Consider the following 26,278-nt stretch of genomic DNA (forward strand, 5'->3'; position numbering starts at 1 on the left):
CGGTAACTCGTGTCCGTTCGGCCGGCCGTCAGCCGACCGGGCCGGAGAAGATGTCGATGCGCTGACCCTCGGCGACCGTCACGATGGCCCGCTTGGTGTCCGGCCGCTTGCCCACGCCGAAGCGCGTGCGGCGACGCTTGCCCTGACGGTTCTGCGTGTTCACGCCGGTGACCTTCACGTTGAACACCTTCTCGACCGCGATCTTGATCTCGGTCTTGTTGGCGTCGGGGGCGACGACGAAGGTGTACTTGTTCTCGTCGAGCAGGCCGTAGCTCTTCTCGGAGACGACCGGCACGATGAGGATGTCGCGCGGATCCTTGCGGATGGTGCTCACTTGGCGTCCTCCCCCGTCGACGTGGTAGCTGCGTCCTGCTGGGTGCCGCCCAGGAACGCGTCCAGGGCACCCTGGGTGAAGACGACATCGTCGGCGCACAGCACGTCGTAGGTGTTGAGCTGGTCGGCGACGAGCAGGTGCACCTGCGGCGCGTTGCGCAGGCTCTTCACCGCGAGCTCGTCACCGCGCTCGACGACCACCAGGACGTTCTTGCGCTCGGTCAGCGCGGCGAGGGTCTTGAGCGCCGCCTTGGTGTTCGGCGTCTCGCCGTCGACGATGCCGGTGACCACGTGGACGCGGCCGTGCGAGGCCCGGTCGGACAGCGCACCGCGAAGCGCCGCGGCCTTCATCTTCTTCGGGGTCCGCTGTGCGTAGTTACGCGGCTGCGGGCCGTGCACCACGCCACCACCGGTGAACTGCGGCGCACGGATGGAACCCTGGCGGGCCCGGCCGGTGCCCTTCTGGCGGTACGGCTTGGCGCCACCGCCGGACACCTCGGCCCGGGTCTTCGTGGAGTGCGTGCCCTGACGGGCCGCGGCCAGCTGAGCCACCACGACCTGGTGGATCAACGGCACGTTGACCTGGACCTCGAAGACCGACGCGGGGAGCTCGACAGTGCCGGCCTTCTTGCCAGCGACGTCGAGAACGTCAACGGTGCTCACTTGGCCGCTCCCTTCGAAGCCGTGCGGACGAAGACCAGACCGCCGTTCGGGCCGGGGACGGCGCCCTTGAGCAGCAACAGGCCCTTCTCGGCGTCGACGGCCTGGATGGCGACGTTCTGAGTGGTGACCCGCTCAGCGCCCATCCGACCGGCCATGCGCTGGCCCTTGAACACGCGACCCGGGGTCGCGCAGCCGCCGATGGAGCCCGGCGAGCGGTGCTTGCGCTGCACACCGTGCGAGGCGCGCAGACCGCCGAAGCCGTGGCGCTTCATCACACCGGCGAAGCCCTTGCCCTTGGACGTGCCCGTGATGTCGACCTCCTGGCCGGCCTCGAACACCTCCACCGTCACCTCCTGGCCGAGCGTGTACTCGGACGCGTCCGAGGTGCGCAGCTCGGCGATGTGTCGGCGCGGCGTCACGCCCGCCTTGTCGAAGTGACCCTGGGCGGGTTTGGTGACCTTGCGCGGGTTGGGCGCGCCGAACCCGAGCTGGACCGCGTCGTAGCCGTCGGTGTCCGGCGTGCGGACCTGCGTCACGACGCACGGCCCGGCCTTGACCACGGTGACGGGGACGATGCGGTTGTTCTCGTCCCACACCTGGGTCATGCCGAGCTTCTCGCCGAGCAGGCCGCGAACGACACGCTGTGGCGCTCCAGTCGTTTGAGTAGTCATCGCTGACGCGTCCCTTAGAGCTTGATCTCGATGTCGACGCCGGCCGGCAGGTCGAGACGCATGAGCGAGTCAACCGTCTTCGGCGTGGGGTCGATGATGTCGATGAGCCGCTTGTGCGTACGCATCTCGAAGTGCTCGCGGCTGTCCTTGTACTTGTGCGGCGACCGGATGACGCAGTACACGTTCTTCTCGGTAGGCAGCGGCACCGGGCCTGCGACCTGCGCACCCGTGCGCGTCACCGTGTCGACGATCTTCCGCGCCGACGTGTCGATGACCTCGTGGTCATAGGCCTTGAGCCGGATGCGGATCTTCTGTCCCGCCATGGCTGCTTGTCGTCCTCACTCTTCGTACTGCTAAGACCCGATCTGAACCAACACTGAGCTGCTGCTCCGCCGACCCCCGCGGTCGGGCGTGTCGCGCTTTTGAGCGCACCGCACATGCGGCTTACACGCTGGTCATCGGGGTTTGACGGCCGGTCCGGCCACGCCCTTGGCGGGCACTGCCGACCCTTCGGAGTTCTTCGTCACCGGGCCCGGTTCTCTGACCGGGCCGGAGCACGCATGGTGCAGACGTCGCCCTCCGCCGAGCAACCTGAACAGTATGCCAGATCAGATTGGCTGGAGCCAATCCTGGAGGGTCATGCAAGAAACCGACGGGCGACGGTGGGCCGGAGGTCCACCTGAGCGCTCGGTCCGGCCCGATGTCGACCGGAGAGAGTTCGCGACCCTTGCATGACCCGACTTCTGAACTGGACTGCGAAGCGAGGGGCGACCGGAACGGCCGCCCCTCGCTGCGTTACTACTTGAGGATCTTGGTGACGTTACCGGCACCAACGGTCCGGCCACCCTCGCGGATGGCGAACTTCAGGCCCTCGTCCATGGCCACCGGCTGGATCAGCTCGACGGACATGCTGGTGTTGTCGCCCGGCATGACCATCTCGGTGCCCTCGGGCAGCGTGACGACGCCGGTGACGTCCGTGGTCCGGAAGTAGAACTGCGGACGGTAGTTGTTGAAGAACGGCGTGTGACGGCCACCCTCGTCCTTGGACAGGATGTAGACCTGCGCCTCGAAGTTGGTGTGCGGGGTGTTAGTGCCCGGCTTCACGGCCACCATGCCGCGCTCGACGTCCTCGCGCTTGGTACCACGCAGGAGCAGACCGACGTTCTCACCGGCCCGCGCCTCGTCCAGGGTCTTCCGGAACATCTCGACCGCGGTGACCGTGGTCTTCTGGCCCGGGCCCGGACGGATGCCGACGAGCTCGACCTCCTCGTTGGCCTTCAGCACACCGCGCTCCACACGACCGGTCACGACGGTGCCGCGGCCGGTGATGGTGAAGACGTCCTCGATCGGCATCAGGAACGGCTTGTCGGTGTCACGCACCGGGTCCGGCACGTTCTCGTCGACGGCCTCCATGAGGTCCTCGACCGACTTGACCCACTCAGCGTCGCCCTCGAGCGCCTTCAGCGCCGAGACCTTGATGACGGGGACGTCGTCGCCCGGGAACTCGTACTCCGAGAGCAGCTCGCGGACCTCGAGCTCGACGAGCTCCAGGATCTCCTCGTCGTCGACCATGTCGGCCTTGTTCAACGCCACCAGGATGTACGGCACACCGACCTGACGGGCCAGCAGGACGTGCTCCTTGGTCTGCGGCATCGGGCCGTCGGTGGCGGCCACCACGAGGATCGCACCGTCCATCTGCGCCGCGCCGGTGATCATGTTCTTGATGTAGTCGGCGTGACCGGGAGCGTCGACGTGAGCGTAGTGACGCTTCTCCGTCTGGTACTCCACGTGCGCGATGTTGATGGTGATGCCGCGCTGCTTCTCTTCCGGGGCCTTGTCGATGTCGTCGAACGGCGTCGCCTCGTTCAGCGCCGGATACTTCTCGTGCAGCACCTTGGTGATGGCAGCCGTCAGAGTGGTCTTGCCGTGGTCGACGTGACCGATGGTGCCGATGTTGACGTGCGGCTTGTTCCGCTCGAACTTCGCCTTAGCCACTGTGGGGTCCTCCTGTTGGGACTTCGTACGTTGCCGACTCCCCGCTGTGCGGTGTGTTCGGCTGTCTGGTTCTGGTCGGGTTCTCTCGATGGTGCAGCGGGCCGAAGCCCCGCAGAGATTACTCTCCCCGGACCTTCTTGATGATCTCTTCCGCCACGTTCCGAGGAACCTCAGCGTAGGAGTCGAACTGCATCGAGTAGCTGGCCCGGCCCTGGGTCTTGCTGCGGAGGTCACCGACGTAGCCGAACATCTCCGACAGCGGGACCAGCGCCTTGACGATGCGCTGGCCGGCACGCTCCTCCATGGCCTGGATCTGACCACGGCGGGAGTTGAGGTCACCGATGACGTCACCCATGTACTCGTCGGGCGTGGACACCTCGACCTCGAACATCGGCTCGAGCAACACCGGGTCGGCGCGCCGAGCAGCTTCCTTGAACGCCATCGAACCGGCGATCTTGAACGCCAGCTCCGAGGAGTCGACGTCGTGGTAGGCGCCGTCCTGCAGCGTCACCTTCACGTCGACCAACGGGAAGCCGGCGACGACACCGAACTCCATGGCCTCCTGGCAGCCGGCATCGACCGACGGGATGTACTCCCGCGGGATGCGGCCACCCGTGACGGCGTTGACGAACTCGTAGCCCCCGTCGCCGTCGCCACCCGTCGGCTCGATGTCGATGATGACGCGGCCGAACTGGCCCGAGCCACCCGTCTGCTTCTTGTGCGTGTACTCGACCTTCTCGACCTTGCGGCGGATGGTCTCGCGGTAGGCGACCTGCGGCTTGCCGACGTTCGCCTCGACCTTGAACTCACGCTTCATGCGGTCGACCAGCACCTCGAGGTGCAGCTCGCCCATGCCCGAGATGACGGTCTGGCCGGTCTCCTCGTCGGTGCGGACCTGGAACGTCGGGTCTTCCTCGGCCAGCCGCTGGATGGCGGTACCGAGCTTCTCCTGGTCGCTCTTGGTCTTCGGCTCGATCGCCACGTGGATGACCGGCGCCGGGAACTTCATCGACTCGAGGATGACCGGCTTGCCGGAATCGGAGAGCGTGTCACCGGTGGTGGTGTTCTTCAGACCCATCACCGCGACGATCTGACCCGCGCTGGCCTTCTCGATCTCCTCACGCTTGTTCGCGTGCATCCGGTAGATCTTGCCGATGCGCTCCTTGTTGCCCTTGGTGCTGTTCAGCACCATGGTCCCGGCCGTCAACGTGCCCGAGTAGACCCGGACGAACGTGAGCTTGCCGAGGTGCGGGTCGGCCATGATCTTGAACGCCAGCGACGACAGCGGAGCATCCTCGTCCGGCTCACGGGTGATGACCTCGGCCTCGTCGTTGACCGCGTGGCCCTCGACCGCACCGACGTCCAGCGGCGACGGCAGATACCGCACGACGGCGTCGAGCATGGGCTGTACGCCCTTGTTCTTGAACGCCGAGCCGGTCAGCACCGGGGTCAGGTTGCCGGCGATGGTGGCCCGGCGGATCGCGGCGATCAGCTCGTCGCGGTCGGGCTCCTTGCCCTCGAGGTAGAGCTCCATCATCGCCTCGTCGTTCTCGGCGATGGTCTCCAGCAGCTTGTCGCGCCACTCGGCCGCGGCCTCGGTGTGGGTGTCCGGGATGTCGACGGTGTCGTACATCTCGCCCAGCGGCGTCTCAGCCGACCAGACCATGGCCTTCATGTCGACCAGGTCGACGAGGCCACGGAAGTCGGCCTCGGCGCCGATCGGCAGCTGCAGCACCAGCGGGGTGGCCTTCAGCCGCGACACGATCATGTCGACGCAGCGGTGGAACTCCGCGCCGGTGCGGTCGAGCTTGTTGACGAAACAGATGCGCGGAACGCCGTACTTGTTGGCCTGGTGCCAGACGGTCTCCGACTGCGGCTCGACACCCGCGACGCCGTCGAACACGGCGACCGCGCCGTCCAGGACGCGCAGCGACCGCTCGACCTCGACCGTGAAGTCGACGTGGCCGGGCGTGTCGATGATGTTGATGGTGTGGTCGTCCCACTCGCAGGTGGTGGCAGCGGAGGTGATGGTGATGCCCCGCTCCTGCTCCTGCTCCATCCAGTCCATGGTGGCTGCGCCGTCATGGACTTCACCGATCTTGTAGTTGATACCGGTGTAGTACAGGATCCGCTCGGTGGTCGTGGTCTTGCCGGCGTCGATGTGGGCCATGATGCCGATGTTGCGGACCTTGGCCAGATCGAGCTTGCGGAGGTCGGTCGCCATGTGCGTTGAGTTCGCTTCCTTGTGTGGTCTCGTCGACTCGACCGCGACTACCAGCGGTAGTGCGCGAAGGCCTTGTTCGACTCGGCCATCTTGTGGGTGTCCTCGCGCCGCTTCACGCTGGCGCCCAGGCCGTTGGAGGCATCGAGGATCTCGTTCATCAGCCGCTCGGTCATGGTCTTCTCACGACGCGCGCGGGAGTAGCTGACCAGCCAACGCAGAGCCAGCGTGGTGCTGCGGCCGGCGCGCACCTCGATCGGCACCTGGTAGGTCGCGCCACCGACGCGGCGGCTGCGGACCTCGAGGGTCGGCTTGACGTTGTCGAGAGCGCGCTTCAGGGTGACGACGGGGTCGGTGCCGGTTTTCTCCCGGCAGCCCTCCAGGGCGCCGTGGACGATGCTCTCGGCGACCGACTTCTTGCCGTCGACGAGCACCTTGTTGACCAGCTGGGTGACCAGCGGCGAACCGTAGACCGGGTCGACGACGACCGGCCGCTTCGGAGCGGGGCCCTTACGCGGCATCAGCTCTTCTCCTTCTTCGCACCGTACCGGCTGCGTGCCTGCTTGCGGTTCTTCACACCCTGGGTGTCGAGCGAACCGCGGATGATCTTGTAGCGGACGCCGGGCAGGTCCTTCACACGGCCGCCGCGCACGAGCACCATCGAGTGCTCCTGAAGGTTGTGACCGACGCCCGGGATGTATGCGGTGACCTCGATCTGGCTGGTCAGCTTGACGCGGGCGACCTTCCGGAGAGCCGAGTTCGGCTTCTTCGGCGTGGTGGTGTACACACGGGTGCACACGCCGCGTCGCTGCGGGCTGCCCTTGAGCGCCGGGGTCTTGTTCTTGGCGACCTTGTCCTGGCGGCCCTTGCGGACCAACTGCTGGATCGTAGGCACTACGTCTCCGTGTCCTTTGCTGTGTCGAACTGCCTCGACTGGTCTGGTTTCCGGGTTACACACCGGCCGTTCGCCGTTGTCGGCGCAGGTCACGGGTGCCTTGTCGCGACCCCCGCGGTCGGGCGTGTCGGCCCGGTCCCACGCCGCACGATCGCAGCTCCCGATCGGTGTGGTCGGTTGATCTGTCCGGTATGCGCCAGCGTGTGACGCTGGGCGCGCCGGATTGCCCGGAGCAGTCCAGGCACGAAGATTGAGGTTACCTGGTCAGGGGGACCCAGGTCAAAGTGGGCGCCTACCGAAGAACTGGGGCGCGATGATGGCACCGTATCCCACCGCACCCCGCCGGTCACGCCCGCACGCCGTGCGTCGTTTGAAAGCGACGCGACGGGCACGCTCGTGGCGCCTTCTCGACGGCTCTTCGCAGTTGTTCCGGTGGTGGGCGTCACATCGGGGGATCGGGAGGCACCTACAGGAGGTATGAAGCATGCGCCTGGCTCGGCGCGGGGCGGCGCGGTCCGCACGGCCGCCGACGCCCTCGAGGAGCTGTCCGCGGCCGCCCAGGAGGAGTTCGACCAGCTCGGGCGGCGCGCTCGTGACGACGTCGCACGCATCACCCATGCCATCACCGCCGCTGGGCCACAGCCCGGCAGCGCCGGCCTGACGGCGGCCCTCGGCGACCTCGCGGTCGAGATGGACCACATCCTCGACACCGCGGCCGACCAGGTCACCGCCGTGCTGGGCGCTGAGGCCGATGCCCTCGCGGCGCTGCTCAGCCCAGCCGCCTCGCTGCCCGCCGTTGCTCCGGACGGGGCGGTCGCCCCACCGGCGGCGGCCGGCGGCGTCGCCGCTCCCCCGGCGGCCGAGCCGAGATTTCTCGCTCCCGACATCTCCTCGGCACCCACCGGCCAAGGCCACGTCACCGGTCCCCCCGGCGAGCCGGGCGACGCGCCGCCGCCCCTGCCGGACCTCAGCGACATCGAAGCGGCCAAAGGCACCCGGGAATGGGCCGAGGCCGTCGTCGAGCGCTACCCCCGCCTCACGGTCGACGAGGTCCTCGCCATCTACGAGTACACGACTGCTCACGGCGTGCGGCGCATCAACGGGTATCTGCGTGATCCCGCGCACTTGCCGCTTGCTGATCGCGCCGAGCTCGAACAGTTGATCGCCAACGCCGTGTCCGGGCTGTCCAAGCTCCCGCCCCGCCCTGGCGTTTCGTTCCGCGGCACCGGACTCCCCGACGACGTCCTCGACGACTGGGTGGAAGGTCAGGTGGTCACCTACGCGGCTTTCACGAGTACGTCCGTCGATGCTGCCGTTGCTGAGAGGTTCCGCGGTGGCCGCAATGCGTTCATCACCATCACCGGCCGCACCGGCGCCGACATCCAGCAGCTGTCTGAGTATGGCACCGAGGTGGAGATCCTCTTCAAACCGGCTGCCCAGTTCTATGTTGTCGCACGAAGATGGGACGATGCCAAGCAGTGTTGGCACATCGCGGTACGTGAGGTGAAGTCGTGAGCTTCGACTGGGACGAGTTCGAGAAGATGACCGACGAAGAGCAGGCGGCGTACATGGAACGCGTCCGGGACGCTGCCTTGAAGGAGGCCGAAGGCAAGACGTTCGCGCCTGGAGACCTGGGCCTGGAGAAGGCGGCCTACGACGAAGCACCGAGGAGCGTCGGCAGGATGATGCCCGACGGCACTATCCACTACTACACCGACGAGGAAAAGCGCGCGCGAGCGGAGAAGGCCAAGCGCAAGGTAGAGGCAGAGAAGCGCGCCAAGGCCGAGTCGGCTCGTCCGGACCCAGAGGACGAGGGGAACCCGCCAGGATGACCGAGTCGCCGCTCGCAGGGCTGCTCACTGCGTTGGAGAAGCTGCCGCCCGCGCCCGGGCTCACCTACCGCGGGCTCGCCGCCGGCGCCGCGCCCCCGGACGGGACGCTGGTGACCCAGGGACTGACCGCCACGTCCCGCGACCCGCGCGTCGCCACCGAGAACTTCACCGCGGCCGGCGTGCTCGCGGTCGCGGGGCACCACGGTCGGGATCTCGGGTTCTTCGCGCAGAACCCGGCCGAAGCCGAAGTGGTCTTCCTGCCCGGCACCGTGTTCCGGCCGGTGCGGGCAGTCACCCTCGACGACGGGCAGCCCGTGGTGTTCGTCGAGGAGCTCCGCCCGGACGCAGCTGAGCCGGCCCCGCCGGCCGGGCTCCCGGCGAGCACCGACGAGCTCGTCAGCAGAGTCCGCGACGAGGTTGACGCCGCCCAACGGCGCCCGGCGGTCACTGTCACCAACCCGGGCAAGTTCGCCGGCGACCTGCGCTGACGCCCGCCCAGCCGCACCTGGGCATCGGTGTTCACCCGCCTTCGCCTCGGAGTGTCCCATCGCCGCTCACGCCGGTGCCGAATCTCGCCGCGACGTCGATAGAGCGGATCCGACGTCAATAACCCCTGCGGTGCTGCGGCGCCGGGCACCCGGGTCCACGCACGACTGCGGCCCTTGAGGTGCCCGCCGGGTTATCGAAGTGGGCACACAGTAAACCAGCGGCGCCGCCGTCCCTCACGCGGACGGCGGCGCCGCTGGTCAGTCAGACTCGGCTCGCGAACCTCAGTTGTACGAGCCGAAGTCGTAGTCCTCCAGGCGAACAGCCTCGCCGGAGCCCTGGCCGAACTCGTAGTCGGTGTAGTCGGCGCCGTAGTCGACCATGGAGTACATGGCCGCCTTGGCTTCCTCAGTCGGCTCGACCCGCAGGTTGCGGTAGCGGGGCAGACCCGTACCGGCCGGGATGAGCTTACCGAGGATGACGTTCTCCTTCAGACCGATCAGCGGGTCGGACTTGGCGTTGATGGCCGCCTCCGTGAGCACCCGGGTGGTCTCCTGGAACGACGCCGCCGACAGCCACGAGTCGGTGGCCAGCGACGCCTTCGTGATGCCCATCAGCTGCGGACGACCCGAGGCCGGCTGACCGCCCTCGGCCACCGCACGACGGTTCTCCTCCTCGAAGCGGGACCGCTCGACCAGTTCACCGGGGAGCAGGTCGGTGGTGCCGCTCTCGAGCACCGTGACCCGGCGCAGCATCTGCCGCACGATGATCTCGATGTGCTTGTCGTGGATGGACACACCCTGCGACCGGTAGACCTCCTGGACCTGGTCGGTCAGGAAGACCTGGACCGCCCGCTGGCCCTGGACCCGCAGCACGTCGTGCGGGTCGGCCGTACCGGAGTGCAGCAGTTCGCCGACGTCGACGCGGTCGCCGTCCTGGACACGCCACTGGGCGATGCCCGGGGCGCGCCGGTTGGTCCACTCGAACACACGGCGCGACAGCGGGAAGGACTGCTCGTCCGTGCCGTCGTCGGGGACGATGACGGCGTGGGCGCCCTTCGCGTCCTCCTCGATGCGGATCCGGCCGGAGACCTCCGACAGCGGAGCCTTGCCCTTCGGGGCACGCGCCTCGAACAGCTCGACCACACGCGGCAGACCGTGCGTGATGTCCTCACCGGCGACACCGCCGGTGTGGAACGTCCGCATGGTCAGCTGGGTACCGGGCTCACCGATGGACTGCGCGGCGATGATGCCGACGGCCTCGCCGACGTCGACCAGCTTGCCGGAGGCCAGCGACCGGCCGTAGCACATCGCGCAGACGCCGGTCTTGCTCTCGCAGGTCAGGACGCTGCGCACGCGGACTTGCTCGATGCCCGCGGCCGCCAGGCGGCCGATCTCGACATCGCCGAGGTCGTCACCGGCCGACGCCACCTTGGTGCCGTCCGCGGCCAGGACGTCCTCGGCCAGCGACCGCGCGTACACCGACGTCTCGACGTGCTCGTCGACCACGAGCTTGCCGTCGACACCGGCCGCCGCGATCGGCAGCGCCAGACCACGGTCGGTGCCACAGTCGACCTCGCGGATGATGACGTCCTGCGACACGTCCACCAGACGCCGGGTGAGGTACCCGGAGTCGGCGGTACGCAGCGCGGTGTCGGCCAGACCCTTACGAGCACCGTGCGTGGAGATGAAGAACTCGACCACGGACAGGCCCTCGCGGAAGCTCGCCTTGATCGGCCGCGGGATGGTCTCACCCTTCGGGTTGGCGACCAGTCCACGCATGCCGGCCAGCTGCCGGATCTGCATCCAGTTACCACGGGCACCGGAGGTGACCATGATGTCGATGGCGTTCTCCGAGGTGAACGACTCGCGCATCGCCACGTCGACGGCGTTCGTCGCGTCGGTCCAGATGTCGATGAGCTCCTCGCGCCGCTCGCCATCGGAGATGACACCGCGGGCGAAGTTGCGCTCGACCTTCTCGGCCTTGGCCTCGAAGCCCTCCAGGATCTGCGCCTTCGTGTCCGGCGCCACGACGTCGTCGAACGACACCGTCACACCCGACCGGGTGGCCCAGTGGAACCCGATCTCCTTCAGCGCGTCCAGTGTGGACGCGACCTGGATCTTCGGGTAACGCTCGGCGAGGTCGTTGACGATGCTGCCCAGCTGCTTCTTGTCGACGACGGCGTCGACGAACGGGTAGTCCCGCGGCAGCGCCTCGTTGAACAGCGCCCGGCCCAGCGTGGTGCGCAGCGTCAGCGGCTGCCCGGCTTCCCAGTCCTCGGGGACCTCGAAGCCCGCCGGCGGCACGACGTCATTCACCCGGATGGTGATCGGCGCCTGCAGCGACAGCTCACCGCGGTCGAACGCGGCGATGCCCTCGGCGACGGATGAGAACGCCCGGCCCTCGCCGATCTGGTCGCTGCGGTCGGAGGTCAGGAAGAAGATGCCCAGCACCATGTCCTGCGTCGGCATGGTCACCGGCCGGCCGTCGGCCGGCTTGAGGATGTTGTTGCTGGACAGCATCAGGACCCGGGCCTCGGCCTGCGCCTCGGCGGACAGCGGCAGGTGCACCGCCATCTGGTCGCCGTCGAAGTCGGCATTGAACGCCGTGCAGACCAGCGGGTGGATCTGGATCGCCTTGCCCTCGATGAGCTGCGGCTCGAACGCCTGGATGCCGAGACGGTGCAGCGTCGGCGCCCGGTTCAGCAGCACCGGGTGTTCGGCGATGACCTCCTCCAGCACGTCCCAGACGACCGGGCGGGCCCGCTCGACCATGCGCTTGGCGCTCTTGATGTTCTGCGCGTGCGACAGGTCGACCAGCCGCTTCATGACGAACGGCTTGAACAGCTCGATCGCCATGCCCTTGGGCAGGCCGCACTGGTGCAGCTTGAGCTGCGGGCCGACGACGATGACCGAACGGCCCGAGTAGTCGACGCGCTTACCCAGCAGGTTCTGACGGAACCGGCCCTGCTTGCCCTTGAGCATGTCGGAGATCGACTTCAGCGGACGGTTACCCGGCCCGGTGACCGGGCGGCCGCGGCGGCCGTTGTCGAACAGCGCGTCCACGGACTCCTGCAGCATCCGCTTCTCGTTGTTGACGATGATCTCCGGCGCACCCAGGTCGAGCAGCCGCTTGAGGCGGTTGTTCCGGTTGATCACGCGGCGGTACAGGTCGTTGAGGTCGCTGGTGGCGAACCGGCCACCGTCGAGCTGCACCATCGGGCGCAGGTCCGGCGGGATCACCGGGACCGCGTCCAGCACCATGCCGCGCGGGTCGTTGCGGGTGGTCAGGAACGGCGACACGACCTTGAGCCGCTTCAGCGCGCGGGTCTTCTTCTGACCCTTGCCGGTGCGGATCAGGTCACGCAGCTTCTCCGCCTCGGCCTCGAGGTCGAAGGTCTCGAGCCGCTCCTTGATCGCCTGGGCGCCCATGCCGCCGCGGAAGTACTGACCGAAGCGGTCGCGCATCTCGCGGTAGAGCATCTCGTCGCCCTCGAGGTCCTGGACCTTGAGGTTGCGGAAGCGGTCCCACACGGCGTTGAGCCGGTCGATCTCGGCATCCGCGCGCTTGCGCAGCTGGCTCATCTCCCGCTCGGCCGACTCCTTGACCTTGCGGCGAACGTCGCCCTTGGCGCCCTCGGCCTCGAGCTCGGCGAGGTCGGCCTCGAGCTTCTTGGCCCGCGCCTCGACGTCGGCGTCGCGGCGCTGCTCGACCTGCTTGCGCTCGACGTCGATCTGGCCCTCTAGCGAGGACAGGTCGCGGTGGCGCGCCTCCTCGTCGACCGAGGTGATCATGTAGGCGGCGAAGTAGATGACCTTCTCGAGGTCCTTCGGCGCGAGGTCGAGCAGGTACCCGAGCCGGGACGGCACACCCTTGAAGTACCAGATGTGCGTGACCGGCGCGGCCAGCTCGATGTGCCCCATCCGCTCCCGGCGCACCTTGGCGCGCGTGACCTCGACGCCACAGCGCTCACAGATGATGCCCTTGAAGCGGACGCGCTTGTACTTGCCGCAGTAGCACTCCCAGTCGCGGGTGGGGCCGAAGATCTTCTCGCAGAAGAGCCCGTCCTTCTCCGGCTTGAGGGTGCGGTAGTTGATGGTTTCCGGCTTCTTGACCTCGCCGTGCGACCACTCACGGATGTTGTCGGCGGTCGCGAGGCCGATGCGTAGCTCGTCGAAGAAGTTGACGTCGAGCACGTGTGTCCTTCTCTCAGATGTCGTCGTCAGGTCTTACGGGTGTGGCTGGCGGACGTGGGAGGCCGTCGCGAGGCGGCCTCCCACCACCCGTCAGACCTCTTCGACGCTGCTCGGCTCGCGCCGTGACAGGTCGATACCGAGTTCTTCAGCAGCGCGGAAGACGTCTTCGTCGGTCTCTCGCATCTCGATCTGGGAACCGTCGCTGGAGAGCACTTCGACGTTGAGGCACAACGCCTGCATCTCCTTGAAGAGCACCTTGAACGACTCGGGAATCCCCGACTCGGGGATGTTCTCACCCTTGACGATGGCCTCGTAGACCTTGACCCGGCCGGGAACGTCGTCGGACTTGATGGTGAGCAGCTCCTGCAGCGCGTACGCCGCGCCGTAGGCCTGCAGCGCCCAGACCTCCATCTCGCCGAAGCGCTGGCCGCCGAACTGCGCCTTACCACCCAGCGGCTGCTGGGTGACCATCGAGTACGGACCCGTGGACCGGGCGTGGATCTTGTCGTCCACATGGTGGTTGAGCTTCAGGATGTACATGTAGCCCACCGCCACCGGCTTCGGGAACGGCTCACCGGACCGGCCGTCGAACAGCTGCGCCTTGCCGTCGCCGCCCACGAGGCGGACGCCGTCGCGGGTCTTCAGCGTGGAGGCCAGCAGGCCGGCGATCTCGTCCTCGCGGGCACCGTCGAACACCGGTGTCGCCACCTTGGTGTTGGCCGGCGCCTCGGCGGCACCGATCCCCCGCAGGCGGGTCTTCCACTCCTCGTCGTCGCCCTCGACCTGCCAGCCGGTCTTGGCCACCCACCCGAGGTGGGTCTCCATGACCTGGCCGAGGTTCATCCGGCTGGGCACACCCAGCGGGTTGAGGACCATGTCGACCGGGGTGCCGTCCTCGAGGAACGGCATGTCCTCGACTGGGAGGATCTTGGCGATGACGCCCTTGTTGCCGTGGCGGCCGGCCAGCTTGTCGCCGTCCTGGATCTTGCGCATCTGCGCGATGTAGACGCGGACCAGCTGGTTGACGCCCGGCGGGAGCTCGTCGCCCTCGTCGCGGTCGAACACCCGCACGCCGATGACCTTGCCGGACTCGCCGTGGGGCACCTTCAGCGAAGTGTCGCGCACCTCGCGCGCCTTCTCGCCGAAGATGGCCCGCAGCAGCCGCTCCTCCGGCGTCAGCTCGGTCTCGCCCTTGGGCGTGACCTTGCCGACCAGGATGTCGCCGTTGGTGACCTCCGCGCCGATCCGGATGATGCCGCGCTCGTCGAGGTCTGCGAGGACCTCGTCGGACACGTTCGGGATGTCGCGGGTGATCTCCTCCGGGCCCAGCTTGGTGTCGCGGGCGTCGACCTCGTGCTCCTCGATCTTGATCGACGTGAGGACGTCGTCCTGGATCAGGCGCTGGGAGATGACGATGGCGTCCTCGTAGTTGTGCCCCTCCCAGGACATGAACGCCACCAGCAGGTTCTTGCCCAGCGCCATCTCACCGAGCTCGGTGGACGGACCGTCGGCGATGACCTGGCCGGCCTCGACCCGCTGACCCTCGTCGACGATGGGCCGCTGGTTGATGCACGACCCCGCGTTGGACCGGCGGAACTTGGCCAGCTGGTAGGTCTGGTAGGTGCCGTCGTCGGCCATGATGGTGACGTAGTCGGCCGACAGCTCGGTGACCACGCCGCTCTTCTCGGCCAGCACGACGTCGCCGGCGTCCTCGGCCGCGTGCGACTCCATACCGGTACCGACCAGCGGCGACTCCGAACGCAGCAGCGGCACGGCCTGGCGCTGCATGTTGGAACCCATGAGCGCACGGTTGGCGTCGTCGTGCTCGAGGAACGGGATCATCGCGGTGGCGACGGACACCATCTGCCGCGGCGACACGTCCATGTAGTCGACCTGGTCGCCCGGGACGGTCTCGATCTCGCCGCCACGCTTGCGGACCAGCACCTTCTCCTCGGCGAAGTGGCCGTCCTCGGCCAGCTGCGCGTTGGCCTGGGCGATGACCCGGCGGTCCTCCTCGTCGGCGCTCAGGTACTCGATGTCGTCGGTGACCCGGCCGTCGACGACACGGCGGTACGGCGTCTCGATGAACCCGAAGGCGTTGATGCGACCGTAGGTGGCCAGCGAGCCGATCAGACCGATGTTCGGACCCTCCGGGGTCTCGATCGGGCACATGCGGCCGTAGTGCGACGGGTGGACGTCACGGACCTCCATGCCGGCGCGCTCACGCGACAGACCACCCGGACCCAGTGCGTTGAGCCGGCGCTTGTGCGTCAGCCCCGCCAGGGGGTTGGTTTGGTCCATGAACTGCGACAGCTGGGAGGTTCCGAAGAACTCCTTGATCGCGGCCACGACCGGCCGGATGTTGATCAGCGTCTGCGGCGTGATGGCCTCGACGTCCTGCGTGGTCATGCGCTCGCGGACGACGCGCTCCATGCGGGACAGACCGGTGCGGACCTGGTTCTGGATGAGCTCGCCGACCGTACGGATGCGCCGGTTGCCGAAGTGGTCGATGTCGTCGACCTCGACCGGGACCGTGAGCTCGCCGTTGGTGAGCTCGGTCTCGCCGGCGTGCAGCCGCACCAGGTAGCGCAGCGTGCCGATGATGTCGTCGATGGTCAGCGTGCTCTGGTCCAGCGCCAGATCCAGGCCCAGCTTCTTGCTCAGCTTGTAGCGGCCGACCCGGGCGAGGTCGTAGCGCTTGGGGTTGAAGTAGGCGTTCTCCAGCAGCTGCTGGGCGGCCTCACGCGTCGGCGGCTCACCCGGGCGCATCTTGCGGTAGATGTCGAGCAGCGCCTCGTCCTGGGTGGTGGTGTGGTCCTTCTCCAGGGTGGCGCGCATCGACTCGTAGTCGCCGAACTCCTCGAGGATCTGCTCGTTGGTCCACCCCATGGCCTTGAGCAGCACCGTGACGTTCTGCTTGCGCTTGCGGTCCAGGCGGACACCGACCATGTCGCGCTTGTCGACCTCGAACTCCAGCCAGGCACCGCGGGACGGGATGACCTTGGCCGTGTAGATGTCCTTGTCCGACGTCTTGTCGAGCGTGCGCTCGAAGTAGACGCCCGGGGACCGCACGAGCTGCGAGACGACGACCCGCTCGGTGCCGTTGACGATGAACGTCCCCTTGGGGGTCATGAGCGGGAAGTCACCCATGAAGACCGTCTGGGACTTGATCTCGCCGGTCTCGTTGTTGATGAACTCGGCGGTGACGAACAGCGGTGCGGAGTACGTGAAGTCACGCATCTTGCACTCGTCGATGCTGTTCTTGGGGTCCTCGAAGCGAGGATTGGAGAACGACAGCGACATGGTCGCCGAGAAGTCCTCGATCGGGCTGATCTCGTCCAGGATCTCCTGCAGCCCCGAGGTCGAGTTGACGTCGGTGCGCCCCTCGGCCCCGGCGGCGGCCACTCGCGCCTGCCAGCGCGAGTTACCGAGGAGCCAGTCGAAGCTGTCTATCTGAAGGGCGAGAAGGTTCGGAACCTCGAGGGGTTCGCGAATCTTGGCAAAGGAAATGCGACGCGAGACGGAGCCAGCAGTGGTGGTAGGCGTGACGGCCAACAGGGGTCCTTCCGAGGGCACACGGTCGGAATGCAAGCGCGGTCCTCAACCCACACGGGCAGCATCGGCGAAGGGCAGCGCAAAGCTGCAGTCTAACCCAAAGGGCACACTGCTGTCGAGTGGTTCGCCACTCTGCCCGTCGCTCTCCCTGGCATCTCCCACCTCTGTGCCCCCTCAGCATCTCGTCAGGAGGTCGCCCGCGTCAAGCACCGACGCCCGCGATGTGGTCGTTTTCTCCCCTTGACGACCGTGTTCACCGTGGTCAGAGCCAGATGTCGACGATCCCGAACAGTTGTCCAGATCCATTCTGGCCGGCGCGCCGGTCGCCGCGAGGCCCAGCCGACGGCAACCGTGCCGCGCCCCGGGCCAAGCCGACAGAGAGCCGAAACGGCCGGGTCCGGCACCCCGCGTGGGGATGCCGGACCCGGCCGTAGAGAGCTGTCGAGTGGTCAGAGACTCACTTGATGCTGACAGTGGCGCCGGCGCCCTCGAGGGCCTCCTTGGCCTTGTCGGCAGCCTCCTTGTTGACCTTCTCCAGCAGCGGCTTCGGAGCGGCCTCGACGAGGTCCTTGGCCTCCTTGAGGCCGAGCGAGGTGAGCCCGCGGACCTCCTTGATGACCTGGATCTTCTTGTCGCCGGCCGACTCGAGGATGACGTCGAACTCGTCCTTCTCCTCGGCGGCGGCCTCGCCGCCACCCGCACCACCGGCGGCCGGAGCCGCGGCAGCGACGGCGACCGGAGCGGCCGCGGTGACCTCGAAGGTCTCCTCGAACTTCTTCACGAACTCGGAGAGCTCGATGAGGGACATCTCCTTGAACGCGTCCAGGAGCTCCTCGGTGTTGAGCTTCGCCATGGTGGCGGGTTCCTTTCTCTGGTCGGCTGATGCCGGTTGTCGTACGGGCTCGGGGTCTCGTGACGACCCCCGGGGTCAGCCCTCGTTCTGCTCCGCCGCCGGGGCATCGGCCTCGGCGGGCGCGTCGGCGGCGGCCTCGGCCGGCGCCTCAGCCGTCTCGGCGGCAGCCTCGGCAGCGGGCTCCTCCGCGGCGGGGGCCGGCGTGCCGGCACCACCCGCGAGGATGCTGGGGTCGGCCTCGGCCTTCTGCCGCAGCGCCTCGACGACGCGAGCGGTCTGCGCCAGCGGGGCGGCGAACAGCGACACCGCGTTCTGCAGCGACGCCTTCATCGCACCGGCCAGCTTGGACAGCAGAACCTCACGCGACTCGAGGTCGGCGAGCTTCGTGATCTCCTCGCTCGAGAGCGGCGCGCCCTCGAGCAGGCCGCCCTTCACGACGAGGACGGGGTTGGCCTTGGCGAAGTCACGCAGGCCCTTGGCGGCCTCGACCGGGTCGCCCTTGACGAAGGCGATGGCCGACGGACCGGTCAGGTACTGGTCGAGCCCATCGATCCCGGCCTCTTTGGCCGCGATCTTGGTCAGCGTGTTCTTCACCACGGCGTAGGACGCGTTCCCACCGAGCGACCGACGGAGGTCCGTCAGCTGCTTGACGGTGAGGCCGCGGTACTCGGTCAGCACGACCGCGTTGCTGGAACGGAACTCGTCCGCCAGATCCGCGACCGCGGCTGCCTTGTCAGGCCTCGCCATGCGGCTCCTTCTGCAGATGGTGGTGCCGGCGAGCCCACGGACATGAAAAACGCCCCGGCGCAGGCGCGGGGCGGCGGTCACACCGGCAGAAGCCGATGTCGACGTTCACTCTCACCTGCGCGGGCCGCCCACATGGCTGCGGGACCTTCGTCACGATCGACTGGCGACCGTGAGACCGGCGGTCTTTGGCACGATGAATCATACGGGCCTGGCACGCGCGACGCCAAATCCGCCCCACTTCTGGAGAGGGGAGGTCAGCCCAGAGGGCCGGTGGCCTGGTCGGCTCGGAAGGAGTGGACCATGTTGCGCAATTCCTCGGTCCGCTCATCCGGCCAGTTCTCCGGCGGCGCGACGGCCAGCCAGGCGTCGACGAGCTCGCCGCCGTAGTTGTGCCCGTGCCCGGCCGGCACCGTGGCCGAAAGGGCCATGTCGGCGGTGATCTGCCAGAAGGTGACGAACGGATACCAGTCGAGGGTGGGCAGCACGTCCGGACCGTGCTCTTCGTCGATCCACTCCGGCCGGCTGAACATCAGATCCCACGACCACAGCGTCACCGGGTCGGAGGCGTGCTGCAGGAACAGCACCGGCGGTGCATCGTCGTCGAAGTCCAGGTCCAGCGGTTCCTGCCAGCCGCCCCAGAACTTCACCTCGCCGCCACCCTGGTACACCGGCAACCGGGACGGCGAGCCGGGTTCACGCTCGGCGGTGAACGTGGTGCGCAGGTCGTGGTGGTCCGGCGATCCGACCCACAGCGCGCCGTCGACCTTGCTCTGCAGGTCCTCCAACGAGTCGAACGCCGCGCCGCTGCCCATGGCGCCGAGGCTCTCGCCGTAGACGATGAGCTTCGGGCGGTCGTCCTCCGGTAGCTCCGCCCAGGCGGCGTGGACCGCGTCGAACAGTGCCGTGCCGGCGAGACGTACCTGCTCCTGGTCGGCGACGAACGAGATCCAGCTGGGCAGATACGAATACTGCACCGCGACGATCGCGGAGTCGCCGTTGTAGAGGTACTCCAGCGCGTCGGCGGCTGCGCCGTCCACCCAGCCGGTGCCGGTGGTGGTGACGACGACGAGCACCTCGCGCTCGAAGCCGCCGGCCCGTTCCAGCTCACGCACCGCCAGCGACGCCAGGCCGGCCGGCGTCTCCGCGGAGTCCATACCGATGTAGGCCCGGACCGGGTTCATGGCCGGCCGGCCGTTGAACCGCGTCAGCTCACCGACGGTCGGGCCGGACGACACGAACTCGCGTCCCTTGCGTCCCAGCGAGTCCCACGACACGAGCGACCCCGGACCGCCGGAATGGCTGGTGCTGGTGGGGGCATTGTTGCCGGCCTCGGTCTCCATGTTGACTGCGGCGAACGCGTCATTGGCGACGCCCAGCAACGACGGATAGAGCAGTCCGGTCCACGACCAGAACGCCAACCCCGTGACACACAGCACCGACGCGACCAGCGCCGCCAACGGCGGCACCCACCGGGCGAAGAACCGGCGCAGCCGGCGGGACGCACCACGGATCAGCCGGCCGGCTGCCAGGAAGACGATGAAGATGGCACCGGCCACCAGCAGGAGCAGCAGATAGTGGTTGGGCCCGGGGCTCGGCACGCCCATGAGCGTGCGCAGCTCGGTCTGCCACCCGGCCGTCGACGTCAGGTACCACGCCGCCGCGCCGGACGTCGTCACCCCCAACGACCACCACGCGATCAGCCGGACCCGTCGCGACGGGGCGAGCAGCGCCGGGCGCACCCGGCGGAGCACCAGGCGAACGACCCATGCGATCAACACGCCCAGCGCGTAGCCGATGGTGGCGGTGAGACCGCTCACCATGGCCTGGTAGATCCAGGTGCGTGGCAGCAGGGACGGCGTGAGCGACCAGCAGAAGAAGCAGGCGGCACCGATGATGCCGCCGAAGTCGGGTGTCAGCCAGTTCAGGAACCGGCCGAGTAGGGGGATGCGGCGCACGGACGGGAGCGTGCGGCCTCGCATCACTGCCCGGTCGAGCAGTTGCGTCACCGACACCACGCCCTGGGCACATGACAAGGCGACCGCCGCGTGCAGCCAGGCTGTCTCGCGGCGGTCGCCAGTCGGTGAGCCGTCAGCAACGGCTCACCGGTGTGGTGCTCATGCGTCAGCGGACTCCGCCGCCCGGACCTTGGACGGGTCGAGCGGGATGCTCGGGCCCATGGTGGTGGTGAGGGCCGCCTTGCGGATGTACCGGCCCTTGGACGCGGACGGCTTGAGCCGGTGGACCTCGTCGAGGGCGGCAGCATAGTTCTCGGCCAGTGCCTGCTCGGAGAACGAGGCCTTGCCGATGATGAAGTGGAGGTTCGAGTGCCGGTCAACGCGGAACTCGATCTTGCCGCCCTTGATGTCGGACACGGCCTTCTCGACGTCCATGGTCACGGTGCCGGTCTTCGGGTTCGGCATCAGGCCTCGCGGGCCGAGCACGCGACCCAGCCGGCCGACCTTGCCCATCATGTCCGGGGTGGCCACGACGGCGTCGAAGTCCAGACGCCCGCCTTGGATCTCCTCGACCAGCTCGTCGCCGCCGACAATGTCGGCGCCGGCCGCCTTCGCCTCCTCAGCCTTGGGGCCGACGGCGAAGACCAGGACCCGAGCGGTCTTGCCGGTGCCGTGCGGGAGGTTGACGGTGCCGCGGACCATCTGGTCGGCCTTTCGCGGGTCGACACCGAGCCGGAGCGCCACCTCGACGGTGGAGTCGTACTTGGTGGTCGACGTCTCGCGGGCCAAACGGACGGCCTCGAGCGGGGTGTAGAGCCGGTCGCGGTCGATCTTCTCCGCCGCGGCGCGGTAGGACTTGCTGCGCTTCATGTTCTCTCCCTGTGTTCCGGAGTCGTGGTGCGGACCAAGCGCTGGCCCTCCCACTGGTCACCGCGGGTGCGGCGACGCGGTTCAGTCGGCGACCGTGACACCCATCTGCCGGGCGGTGCCCGCGATGATCTTCTCGGCGGCGTCGAGGTCGTTGGCGTTCAGGTCGGGCATCTTCTGCTCGGCGATGGCCCGCAGCTGCTCGCGCGTGATGCTCGCGACCTTGGCGCGGTGCGGCTCGCCGGAGCCCTTGTCGATACCGGCGGCCTTCAGGATCAGCCGGGCCGCGGGCGGCGTCTTGGTGATGAAGGTGAAGGACCGGTCCTCGTAGACCGTGATCTCCACCGGCACCACGTTGCCGCGCTGCGACTCGGTAGCCGCGTTGTACGCCTTGCAGAACTCCATGATGTTCACGCCGTGCTGGCCCAGCGCGGGGCCCACGGGCGGCGCGGGGGTCGCCTGGCCGGCCTGGATCTGGAGCTTGATCAGGCCTGCGACCTTCTTCTTCGCTGGCATTCCTCGGGTCCTTCGTCGTGATTGGGTCGTTGATCTACCCGTTGTCCCGGCATGCTCCGGACGGAGCGCGCGGGGTACGTCAGAGCTTCTGGATCTGGTTGAACGAGAGCTCGACGGGGGTCTCGCGGCCGAATATCTCCACCAGACCCTTGATCTTCTGCGAGTCGGCGTTGATCTCGTTGATGGTGGCGTGCAAGGTGGCGAACGGTCCGTCGACGACCATGACGGAGTCACCGACCTCGAAGTCGACCACCTCGACCTGCTTCTTCTCCTCGGCAGGCTTGGCCTGCTCGGCCACCTGCGGCGCCAGCCAGCGCTCGACCTCGTCCAGGCCGAGCGGGATGGGCTGGTGCGCGTGGCCGACGAAGCCGGTGACGGCGGGGGTGTTGCGCACCGCCGACCAGGACTCGTCGGTCATGTCCATCCGGACCAGCACATACCCCGGGAAGCGGTTGCGCTTCACCATGCGGCGCTGACCGTTCTTGATCTCGGCGACCTCTTCGGTGGGCACCTCGATCTCGAAGATGTAGTCCTCCATGTTGAGGCTGCCGATCCGGTTCTCCAGATTGGCCCGGACGCGGTTCTCCATGCCCGAATAGGTCTGCACCACGAACCAGTCGCCCGGCTTCGACCGCAGTACCCGGCGGAACTCCGCCAGCGGGTCGCTGTCCTCGGCCTCGACGGCCTCATCCTCGCCAGCCTCAGCGCCCTCGGCCTCGACAGCGTCGGCGTCCTCGGACTCGGCCGTGCCGGCGCCCTCGGCCGCGACGGCCTCGTCCTCGGCGGCAGCGTCAGCCGGACCGGTGTCGCCCGTGGGCTCCTGACCGGTCTCGATGTCCTCGATGGTCGACTCGTGCTCGGACACGATGTGCGCTTCTTCCTCCTGGATTGGGCTGACCGCGCCAGCGGCTCAGCCGAAGACCTCGAACATCGCCCAGCCCAGACCGAGGTCCAGCAGGGAGATGATCGTGATCATGATCGCGACGAAGACGAGGACGACAGCGGTGTACGTGAGCAGCTGCTTGCGGGTCGGGTAGACGACCTTGCGCAGTTCCGCCACGACCTGGCGGACCCACAGCGACAGCCGAGCGAACGGCCCACGCCGCCGTGGCGGCCGGGGACGCTCGGGTGTAGCGGTCTTGCCGCTGGTCTCCGTCACGTGCCTACCTCGCTCGTGTTCTCGTACGCCGCCTGGTCCGGGCGTCGTCGTCGATCAGGCCGCAGGCTGCGGCCGCGCAGGGCAGGAGGGACTTGAACCCCCAACCGCCGGTTTTGGAGACCGGTGCTCTACCAATTGAGCTACTGCCCTTCGGGAGGACGTTGCGATCTCCGGCCGGAGACGTGCCTGGGCACACTTCGGCCGGGGGTCGGACGACCACCCAAGGAAGAGAGTGTACGGGGTCCTGCCCGTCCGGGTCGAACTCGCTGCCGAGACGGCCGGAAAGCCGTACGCATCGAGTTTACATCGCGATCATCGCATGCTCGATGACGGACGGTTCCTCGGCGTGCCCATCGCCTCCCCCGACGGAGCTCCGTACTGGCCTGCCCACAACCGGCTCTGGGAGCGGGTCCTCACGTTCTCGCTGCGCGCCGGGCACGACGCCGTCTTCTGCTGTCCGCTGCAGCCCGCCGAGCTGCGGCTTCCGGCACCCTGGGCCATGCTCGACTGCTCCGACGCCGAACTACGCCGCCGCCTTCGGGCGCGTGGCTGGACGGCGGAGGCCCGCATCGAGGAAGCGGTCGCCGATGCCGTCGACTGCCGCGCCGCGATCACCACCCGGTTCGACACCGAGAGCTCGAGCCCGGACGCCGTGGCCGCCGCCATCGCGGCCTGGGCCCGGCCCTGATCGCTGGCGCTCACCGGCGCGACTGCCTAGGGTCGTCGTAGATCAGGGCGGGCGGAGACGGAGACCGGTCATGAGCGCGACGGCGGACGGCGCGGCATCGGGCGACGACGACGGCTCGCCGGGCGCCGCGGAGTCGCCGCCGGACGACATCGTGATCGCGACCCGGCTCATGTACGTCGGCGCGACCCTGTCCGCGCTGCTGGGGCTGATGCGCGCCGTCGACCCCGACACGTTCCGCGACACCGTCGCCGCGCCAGGGAGCATGTCCGGTGACAGTCAGCTGGCCGGCTACGTGGTGTTCGCCTTCGTCACGGCCGGGATGTGGCTGCTGGTGGCGTGGGGATGCCGGCGCGGCCGCCGTTGGTTCCGCGTCGCCGGGACGTTGTTCGGCGCGTTCTACGTGGTCACGACGGTCGTGGCACTGTTCCAGGTGCCGCTGAACCTCGCCACCGTCGTCAGCGTCCTGATGGCCGCAGTCGCCGCCGTCGTGCTCTGGCTGCTGTGGCGGCCCGACTCCAGCCGCTGGTTCGCCGGCGGCGTGTCCGGGGCGAACTTGCGATAACAACGCGCCAACATCCTGGCGCAACCATCGTCGCAGGTACGCACCCCCGGATAGGGTGCTGAGCCAGGAAAGCACCTGTCGACACAATGGAGACTCGACTATGAGCGGCACCACGCCTCCCCCGGGGTCCGACCCGGGCGAGGAGAAGAATCCGTACGCCCAGCCGGGCGACCAGGGTCCGTCGCAGACGCCGCCCTGGGCTCCGGCCGGCCAGCCGCCGAGCCAGCCTCCCGCCTGGAGCGGCCCCGCAGCCGGCGGCTGGGGCGACCCGACCGCGGGTGTCCGCCCTGAGCCGCCGCAGCCCATCCTCACCGCGGCCAAGCTCATGTACGTCGGCGCGGCGCTGTCGGCTCTGTTGCTTCTGTTCACGTTCCTCAGCCGCGGTGCCATCCGTGACGCGGTGGAGGACAGCGACACCGGCCTCTCCGCGGACGAGGTCGACGCCGCGGTCAACCTCACCATCGGCATCGGTGTGGTCGTCGGGCTGATCGGTATCGGTCTGTGGCTGTGGATGGCGGCGGCGAACAAGGCCGGCAAGTCCTGGGCCCGAGTCGTCGCGACCATCCTCGGTGGCCTGAACATCCTGTTCACGCTGTTCTCGCTGAGCGGTGGCGGCGGCCTCAACCTGATCGTCAACGTGCTGCAGATCGCGCTGGCGGCGTACATCCTCTATCTGCTGTACCGGCCGGAATCCAGCCAGTACTACGCGGCGGTCAGCGGCTCACGTCGCTGACCCCGTCCGGCCGCAGCCTCGGCCACGACCTCGGCGCAGTTCCGGCCGAGGTCGTGGCCGTCGTCATCTACGGTCCGGATTGAGGAACCCCTTGGCGCGGGGCGGGACGGTGATGCCAGGATGGACGGCATGATCTCGCCCGCGCCCGCCGGCGCCGCCAGCCGTCGTGTCTCCACCCGCATCGGCTCCATCACGGAGTCCGCAACGCTCGCGGTGGACGCCAAGGCGAAGGCGCTGAAGGCGGCCGGCCGCCCGGTCATCGGCTTCGGCGCCGGTGAGCCGGACTTCCCGACGCCCGACTACATCGTCGAGGCGGCGGTCGCGGCCTGCCGCGACCCGAAGAACCACCGCTACACCCCGGCCGGCGGCCTGCCCGAGCTGCGGGAGGCCATCGCCGTCAAGACCGCGCGCGACTCCGGCTACCAGGTCGAGCCCGCCCAGGTCCTCGTCACCAACGGCGGCAAGCAGGCCGTCTACCAGGCGTTCGCCACCATGCTCGACCCCGGCGACGAGGTTCTGCTGCCCGCGCCGTACTGGACCACCTATCCGGAGTCCATCTCCCTGGCCGGTGGGGTCCCGGTCGAGGTGCTCGCCGACGAGACCACCGGCTACCGCGTCACGGTCGAGCAGTTGGAGGCCGCCCGCACGGAGCGCACCAAGGTGCTGCTGTTCGTGTCGCCCTCCAACCCGACCGGTGCGGTGTACTCGCCCGAAGCCGTCCGCGAGATCGGCCGGTGGGCCTACGAGCACGGCATCTGGGTCCTCACGGACGAGATCTACGAGCACCTCGTCTACGGCGACGCGACGTTCTCGTCCATCGTCACAGCCGTCCCGGAGCTGGCCGACACCTGCGTCGTCGTCAACGGCGTGGCCAAGACCTACGCCATGACCGGCTGGCGCGTCGGCTGGATGATCGGCCCCAAGGACGTCGTCAAGGCCGCGGCGAACCTGCAGTCGCACGCGACGTCCAACGTCGCCAACGTGTCGCAGCGGGCCGCTCTGGCCGCCGTCTCCGGCGACCTCGCCGCGGTCGCGACGATGCGCGATGCATTCGACCGCCGCCGGCGCACCATCGTCTCGATGCTGAACGAGATCGACGGCGTCTACTGCCCGGAGCCGGAAGGCGCCTTCTACGCCTACCCGTCGGTGAAGGGAGTGCTCGGCCGCACCATCGCCGGGCGCACGCCCACCACCAGTGCCGAGCTCGCCGAGATCATCCTCGACGAAGCCGAGGTCGCGGTGGTGCCGGGCGAGGCGTTCGGGCCGAGCGGGTACCTGCGCCTGTCCTACGCACTCGGGGACGACGACCTCGCCGAGGGCGTCGGGCGCATCCAGCGGCTGCTCGGCTGAG

24 protein-coding genes and 1 tRNA gene are annotated in these 26,278 nt (G+C 68.3%); 7 read left to right on the forward strand and 18 right to left on the reverse strand.

The window, feature by feature from the left end; all coding sequences use genetic code 11:
- Positions 1-28 precede the first annotated feature (28 nt).
- The 8 genes from rplW to rpsL all read right to left on the reverse strand — a co-directional run bounded on the left by rplW (position 29) and on the right by rpsL (position 6,778).
- Entirely contained in the window at positions 29-334 is a 306-nt protein-coding gene (gene rplW, locus JIAGA_RS0123180) for a 50S ribosomal protein L23 (protein ID WP_026877495.1), read from the reverse strand.
- A complete protein-coding gene (gene rplD / locus JIAGA_RS0123185; RefSeq protein WP_026877496.1) occupies positions 331-996 on the reverse strand; it encodes a 50S ribosomal protein L4 in 666 nt (221 codons plus the stop codon). The genes rplW and rplD overlap by 4 nt, the downstream gene beginning before the upstream one ends.
- Positions 993-1,667 carry a 50S ribosomal protein L3 gene (gene rplC, locus JIAGA_RS0123190; protein ID WP_035812891.1) on the reverse strand — a complete coding sequence of 225 codons (675 nt, stop codon included), beginning with the start codon at positions 1,665-1,667 and terminating at the stop codon, positions 993-995. The genes rplD and rplC overlap by 4 nt, the downstream gene beginning before the upstream one ends.
- A 14-nt stretch (positions 1,668-1,681) precedes the next feature.
- The gene (gene rpsJ, locus JIAGA_RS0123195; protein WP_026877498.1) at positions 1,682-1,990 is read right to left on the reverse strand and encodes a 30S ribosomal protein S10; all 309 of its coding nucleotides are present in this window, start codon (positions 1,988-1,990) and stop codon (positions 1,682-1,684) included.
- A 475-nt stretch (positions 1,991-2,465) separates the two neighbouring features.
- Positions 2,466-3,662 carry an elongation factor Tu gene (gene tuf, locus JIAGA_RS0123200; RefSeq protein WP_026877499.1) on the reverse strand — a complete coding sequence of 399 codons (1,197 nt, stop codon included), beginning with the start codon at positions 3,660-3,662 and terminating at the stop codon, positions 2,466-2,468.
- A 118-nt stretch (positions 3,663-3,780) separates the two neighbouring features.
- The gene (fusA, locus tag JIAGA_RS0123205; RefSeq protein WP_026877500.1) at positions 3,781-5,886 is read right to left on the reverse strand and encodes an elongation factor G; all 2,106 of its coding nucleotides are present in this window, start codon (positions 5,884-5,886) and stop codon (positions 3,781-3,783) included.
- Positions 5,887-5,933: 47 nt separating this feature from the next.
- Positions 5,934-6,404 carry a 30S ribosomal protein S7 gene (gene rpsG / locus JIAGA_RS0123210; RefSeq protein ID WP_026877501.1) on the reverse strand — a complete coding sequence of 157 codons (471 nt, stop codon included), beginning with the start codon at positions 6,402-6,404 and terminating at the stop codon, positions 5,934-5,936.
- Positions 6,404-6,778, reverse strand: a complete 375-nt coding sequence (rpsL, locus tag JIAGA_RS0123215) for a 30S ribosomal protein S12 (RefSeq protein WP_026877502.1) — start codon at positions 6,776-6,778, stop codon at positions 6,404-6,406. The genes rpsG and rpsL overlap by 1 nt, the downstream gene beginning before the upstream one ends.
- Positions 6,779-7,255: 477 nt before the next feature.
- Between rpsL and JIAGA_RS0123220 the strand changes: the two genes are divergently transcribed.
- From JIAGA_RS0123220 to JIAGA_RS0123230, 3 genes are read left to right on the forward strand one after another with little or no spacing between them, the layout of a single operon-like run.
- A complete protein-coding gene (locus tag JIAGA_RS0123220; protein ID WP_026877503.1) occupies positions 7,256-8,293 on the forward strand; it encodes an ADP-ribosyltransferase in 1,038 nt (345 codons plus the stop codon).
- A complete protein-coding gene (locus JIAGA_RS33455) occupies positions 8,290-8,610 on the forward strand; it encodes a hypothetical protein (protein WP_051426430.1) in 321 nt (106 codons plus the stop codon). Before JIAGA_RS0123220 ends, JIAGA_RS33455 begins: the two co-directional genes overlap by 4 nt.
- Entirely contained in the window at positions 8,607-9,098 is a 492-nt protein-coding gene (locus JIAGA_RS0123230; protein WP_026877504.1) for a hypothetical protein, read from the forward strand. The genes JIAGA_RS33455 and JIAGA_RS0123230 overlap by 4 nt, the downstream gene beginning before the upstream one ends.
- 282 nt (positions 9,099-9,380) lie before the next feature.
- On the opposite strand, the gene JIAGA_RS0123235 is transcribed toward JIAGA_RS0123230, so the two are convergent.
- From JIAGA_RS0123235 to JIAGA_RS0123280, 10 genes are all read right to left on the reverse strand, one after another.
- On the reverse strand, positions 9,381-13,292 hold the full coding sequence (locus JIAGA_RS0123235; RefSeq protein ID WP_026877505.1) for a DNA-directed RNA polymerase subunit beta': 3,912 nt from the start codon (positions 13,290-13,292) through the stop codon (positions 9,381-9,383).
- 90 nt (positions 13,293-13,382) lie between these two features.
- Positions 13,383-16,850: a DNA-directed RNA polymerase subunit beta gene (gene rpoB, locus JIAGA_RS0123240; protein WP_051426727.1), complete on the reverse strand. Its 3,468-nt coding sequence runs from the start codon at positions 16,848-16,850 to the stop codon at positions 13,383-13,385.
- A 454-nt stretch (positions 16,851-17,304) separates the two neighbouring features.
- On the reverse strand, positions 17,305-17,700 hold the full coding sequence (gene rplL, locus JIAGA_RS0123245; protein WP_026877507.1) for a 50S ribosomal protein L7/L12: 396 nt from the start codon (positions 17,698-17,700) through the stop codon (positions 17,305-17,307).
- A 75-nt stretch (positions 17,701-17,775) separates the two neighbouring features.
- Complete coding sequence (rplJ, locus tag JIAGA_RS0123250) at positions 17,776-18,447, reverse strand: 50S ribosomal protein L10 (protein WP_026877508.1); 672 nt, start codon at positions 18,445-18,447, stop codon at positions 17,776-17,778.
- Positions 18,448-18,701: 254 nt separating this feature from the next.
- A complete protein-coding gene (locus JIAGA_RS0123255) occupies positions 18,702-20,402 on the reverse strand; it encodes an alpha/beta hydrolase (protein ID WP_169738929.1) in 1,701 nt (566 codons plus the stop codon).
- Between the two features lie 159 nt (positions 20,403-20,561).
- Entirely contained in the window at positions 20,562-21,272 is a 711-nt protein-coding gene (rplA, locus tag JIAGA_RS0123260; protein WP_026877510.1) for a 50S ribosomal protein L1, read from the reverse strand.
- Between the two features lie 81 nt (positions 21,273-21,353).
- The gene (gene rplK / locus JIAGA_RS0123265) at positions 21,354-21,785 is read right to left on the reverse strand and encodes a 50S ribosomal protein L11 (protein ID WP_026877511.1); all 432 of its coding nucleotides are present in this window, start codon (positions 21,783-21,785) and stop codon (positions 21,354-21,356) included.
- A gap of 79 nt (positions 21,786-21,864) precedes the next feature.
- Complete coding sequence (gene nusG / locus JIAGA_RS0123270; protein ID WP_245597228.1) at positions 21,865-22,650, reverse strand: transcription termination/antitermination protein NusG; 786 nt, start codon at positions 22,648-22,650, stop codon at positions 21,865-21,867.
- 45 nt (positions 22,651-22,695) lie between these two features.
- Positions 22,696-22,944 carry a preprotein translocase subunit SecE gene (gene secE / locus JIAGA_RS0123275; RefSeq protein WP_026877513.1) on the reverse strand — a complete coding sequence of 83 codons (249 nt, stop codon included), beginning with the start codon at positions 22,942-22,944 and terminating at the stop codon, positions 22,696-22,698.
- A 77-nt stretch (positions 22,945-23,021) separates the two neighbouring features.
- A tRNA-Trp gene (locus tag JIAGA_RS0123280) sits at positions 23,022-23,094 on the reverse strand.
- A gap of 169 nt (positions 23,095-23,263) precedes the next feature.
- Between JIAGA_RS0123280 and JIAGA_RS31905 the strand changes: the two genes are divergently transcribed.
- The 4 genes from JIAGA_RS31905 to JIAGA_RS0123300 all read left to right on the forward strand — a co-directional run bounded on the left by JIAGA_RS31905 (position 23,264) and on the right by JIAGA_RS0123300 (position 26,277).
- Positions 23,264-23,632 carry a hypothetical protein gene (locus JIAGA_RS31905; RefSeq protein WP_051426432.1) on the forward strand — a complete coding sequence of 123 codons (369 nt, stop codon included), beginning with the start codon at positions 23,264-23,266 and terminating at the stop codon, positions 23,630-23,632.
- A gap of 70 nt (positions 23,633-23,702) precedes the next feature.
- On the forward strand, positions 23,703-24,194 hold the full coding sequence (locus JIAGA_RS0123290; protein ID WP_026877514.1) for a hypothetical protein: 492 nt from the start codon (positions 23,703-23,705) through the stop codon (positions 24,192-24,194).
- A gap of 100 nt (positions 24,195-24,294) precedes the next feature.
- The gene (locus tag JIAGA_RS0123295; protein ID WP_026877515.1) at positions 24,295-24,927 is read left to right on the forward strand and encodes a hypothetical protein; all 633 of its coding nucleotides are present in this window, start codon (positions 24,295-24,297) and stop codon (positions 24,925-24,927) included.
- Between the two features lie 120 nt (positions 24,928-25,047).
- Positions 25,048-26,277 carry a pyridoxal phosphate-dependent aminotransferase gene (locus JIAGA_RS0123300; protein WP_425402772.1) on the forward strand — a complete coding sequence of 410 codons (1,230 nt, stop codon included), beginning with the start codon at positions 25,048-25,050 and terminating at the stop codon, positions 26,275-26,277.
- The last annotated feature ends 1 nt before the right edge of the window (position 26,278 follow it).

It is taken from the genome of Jiangella gansuensis DSM 44835 (assembly GCF_000515395.1).
Taxonomy (GTDB): domain Bacteria; phylum Actinomycetota; class Actinomycetes; order Jiangellales; family Jiangellaceae; genus Jiangella; species Jiangella gansuensis.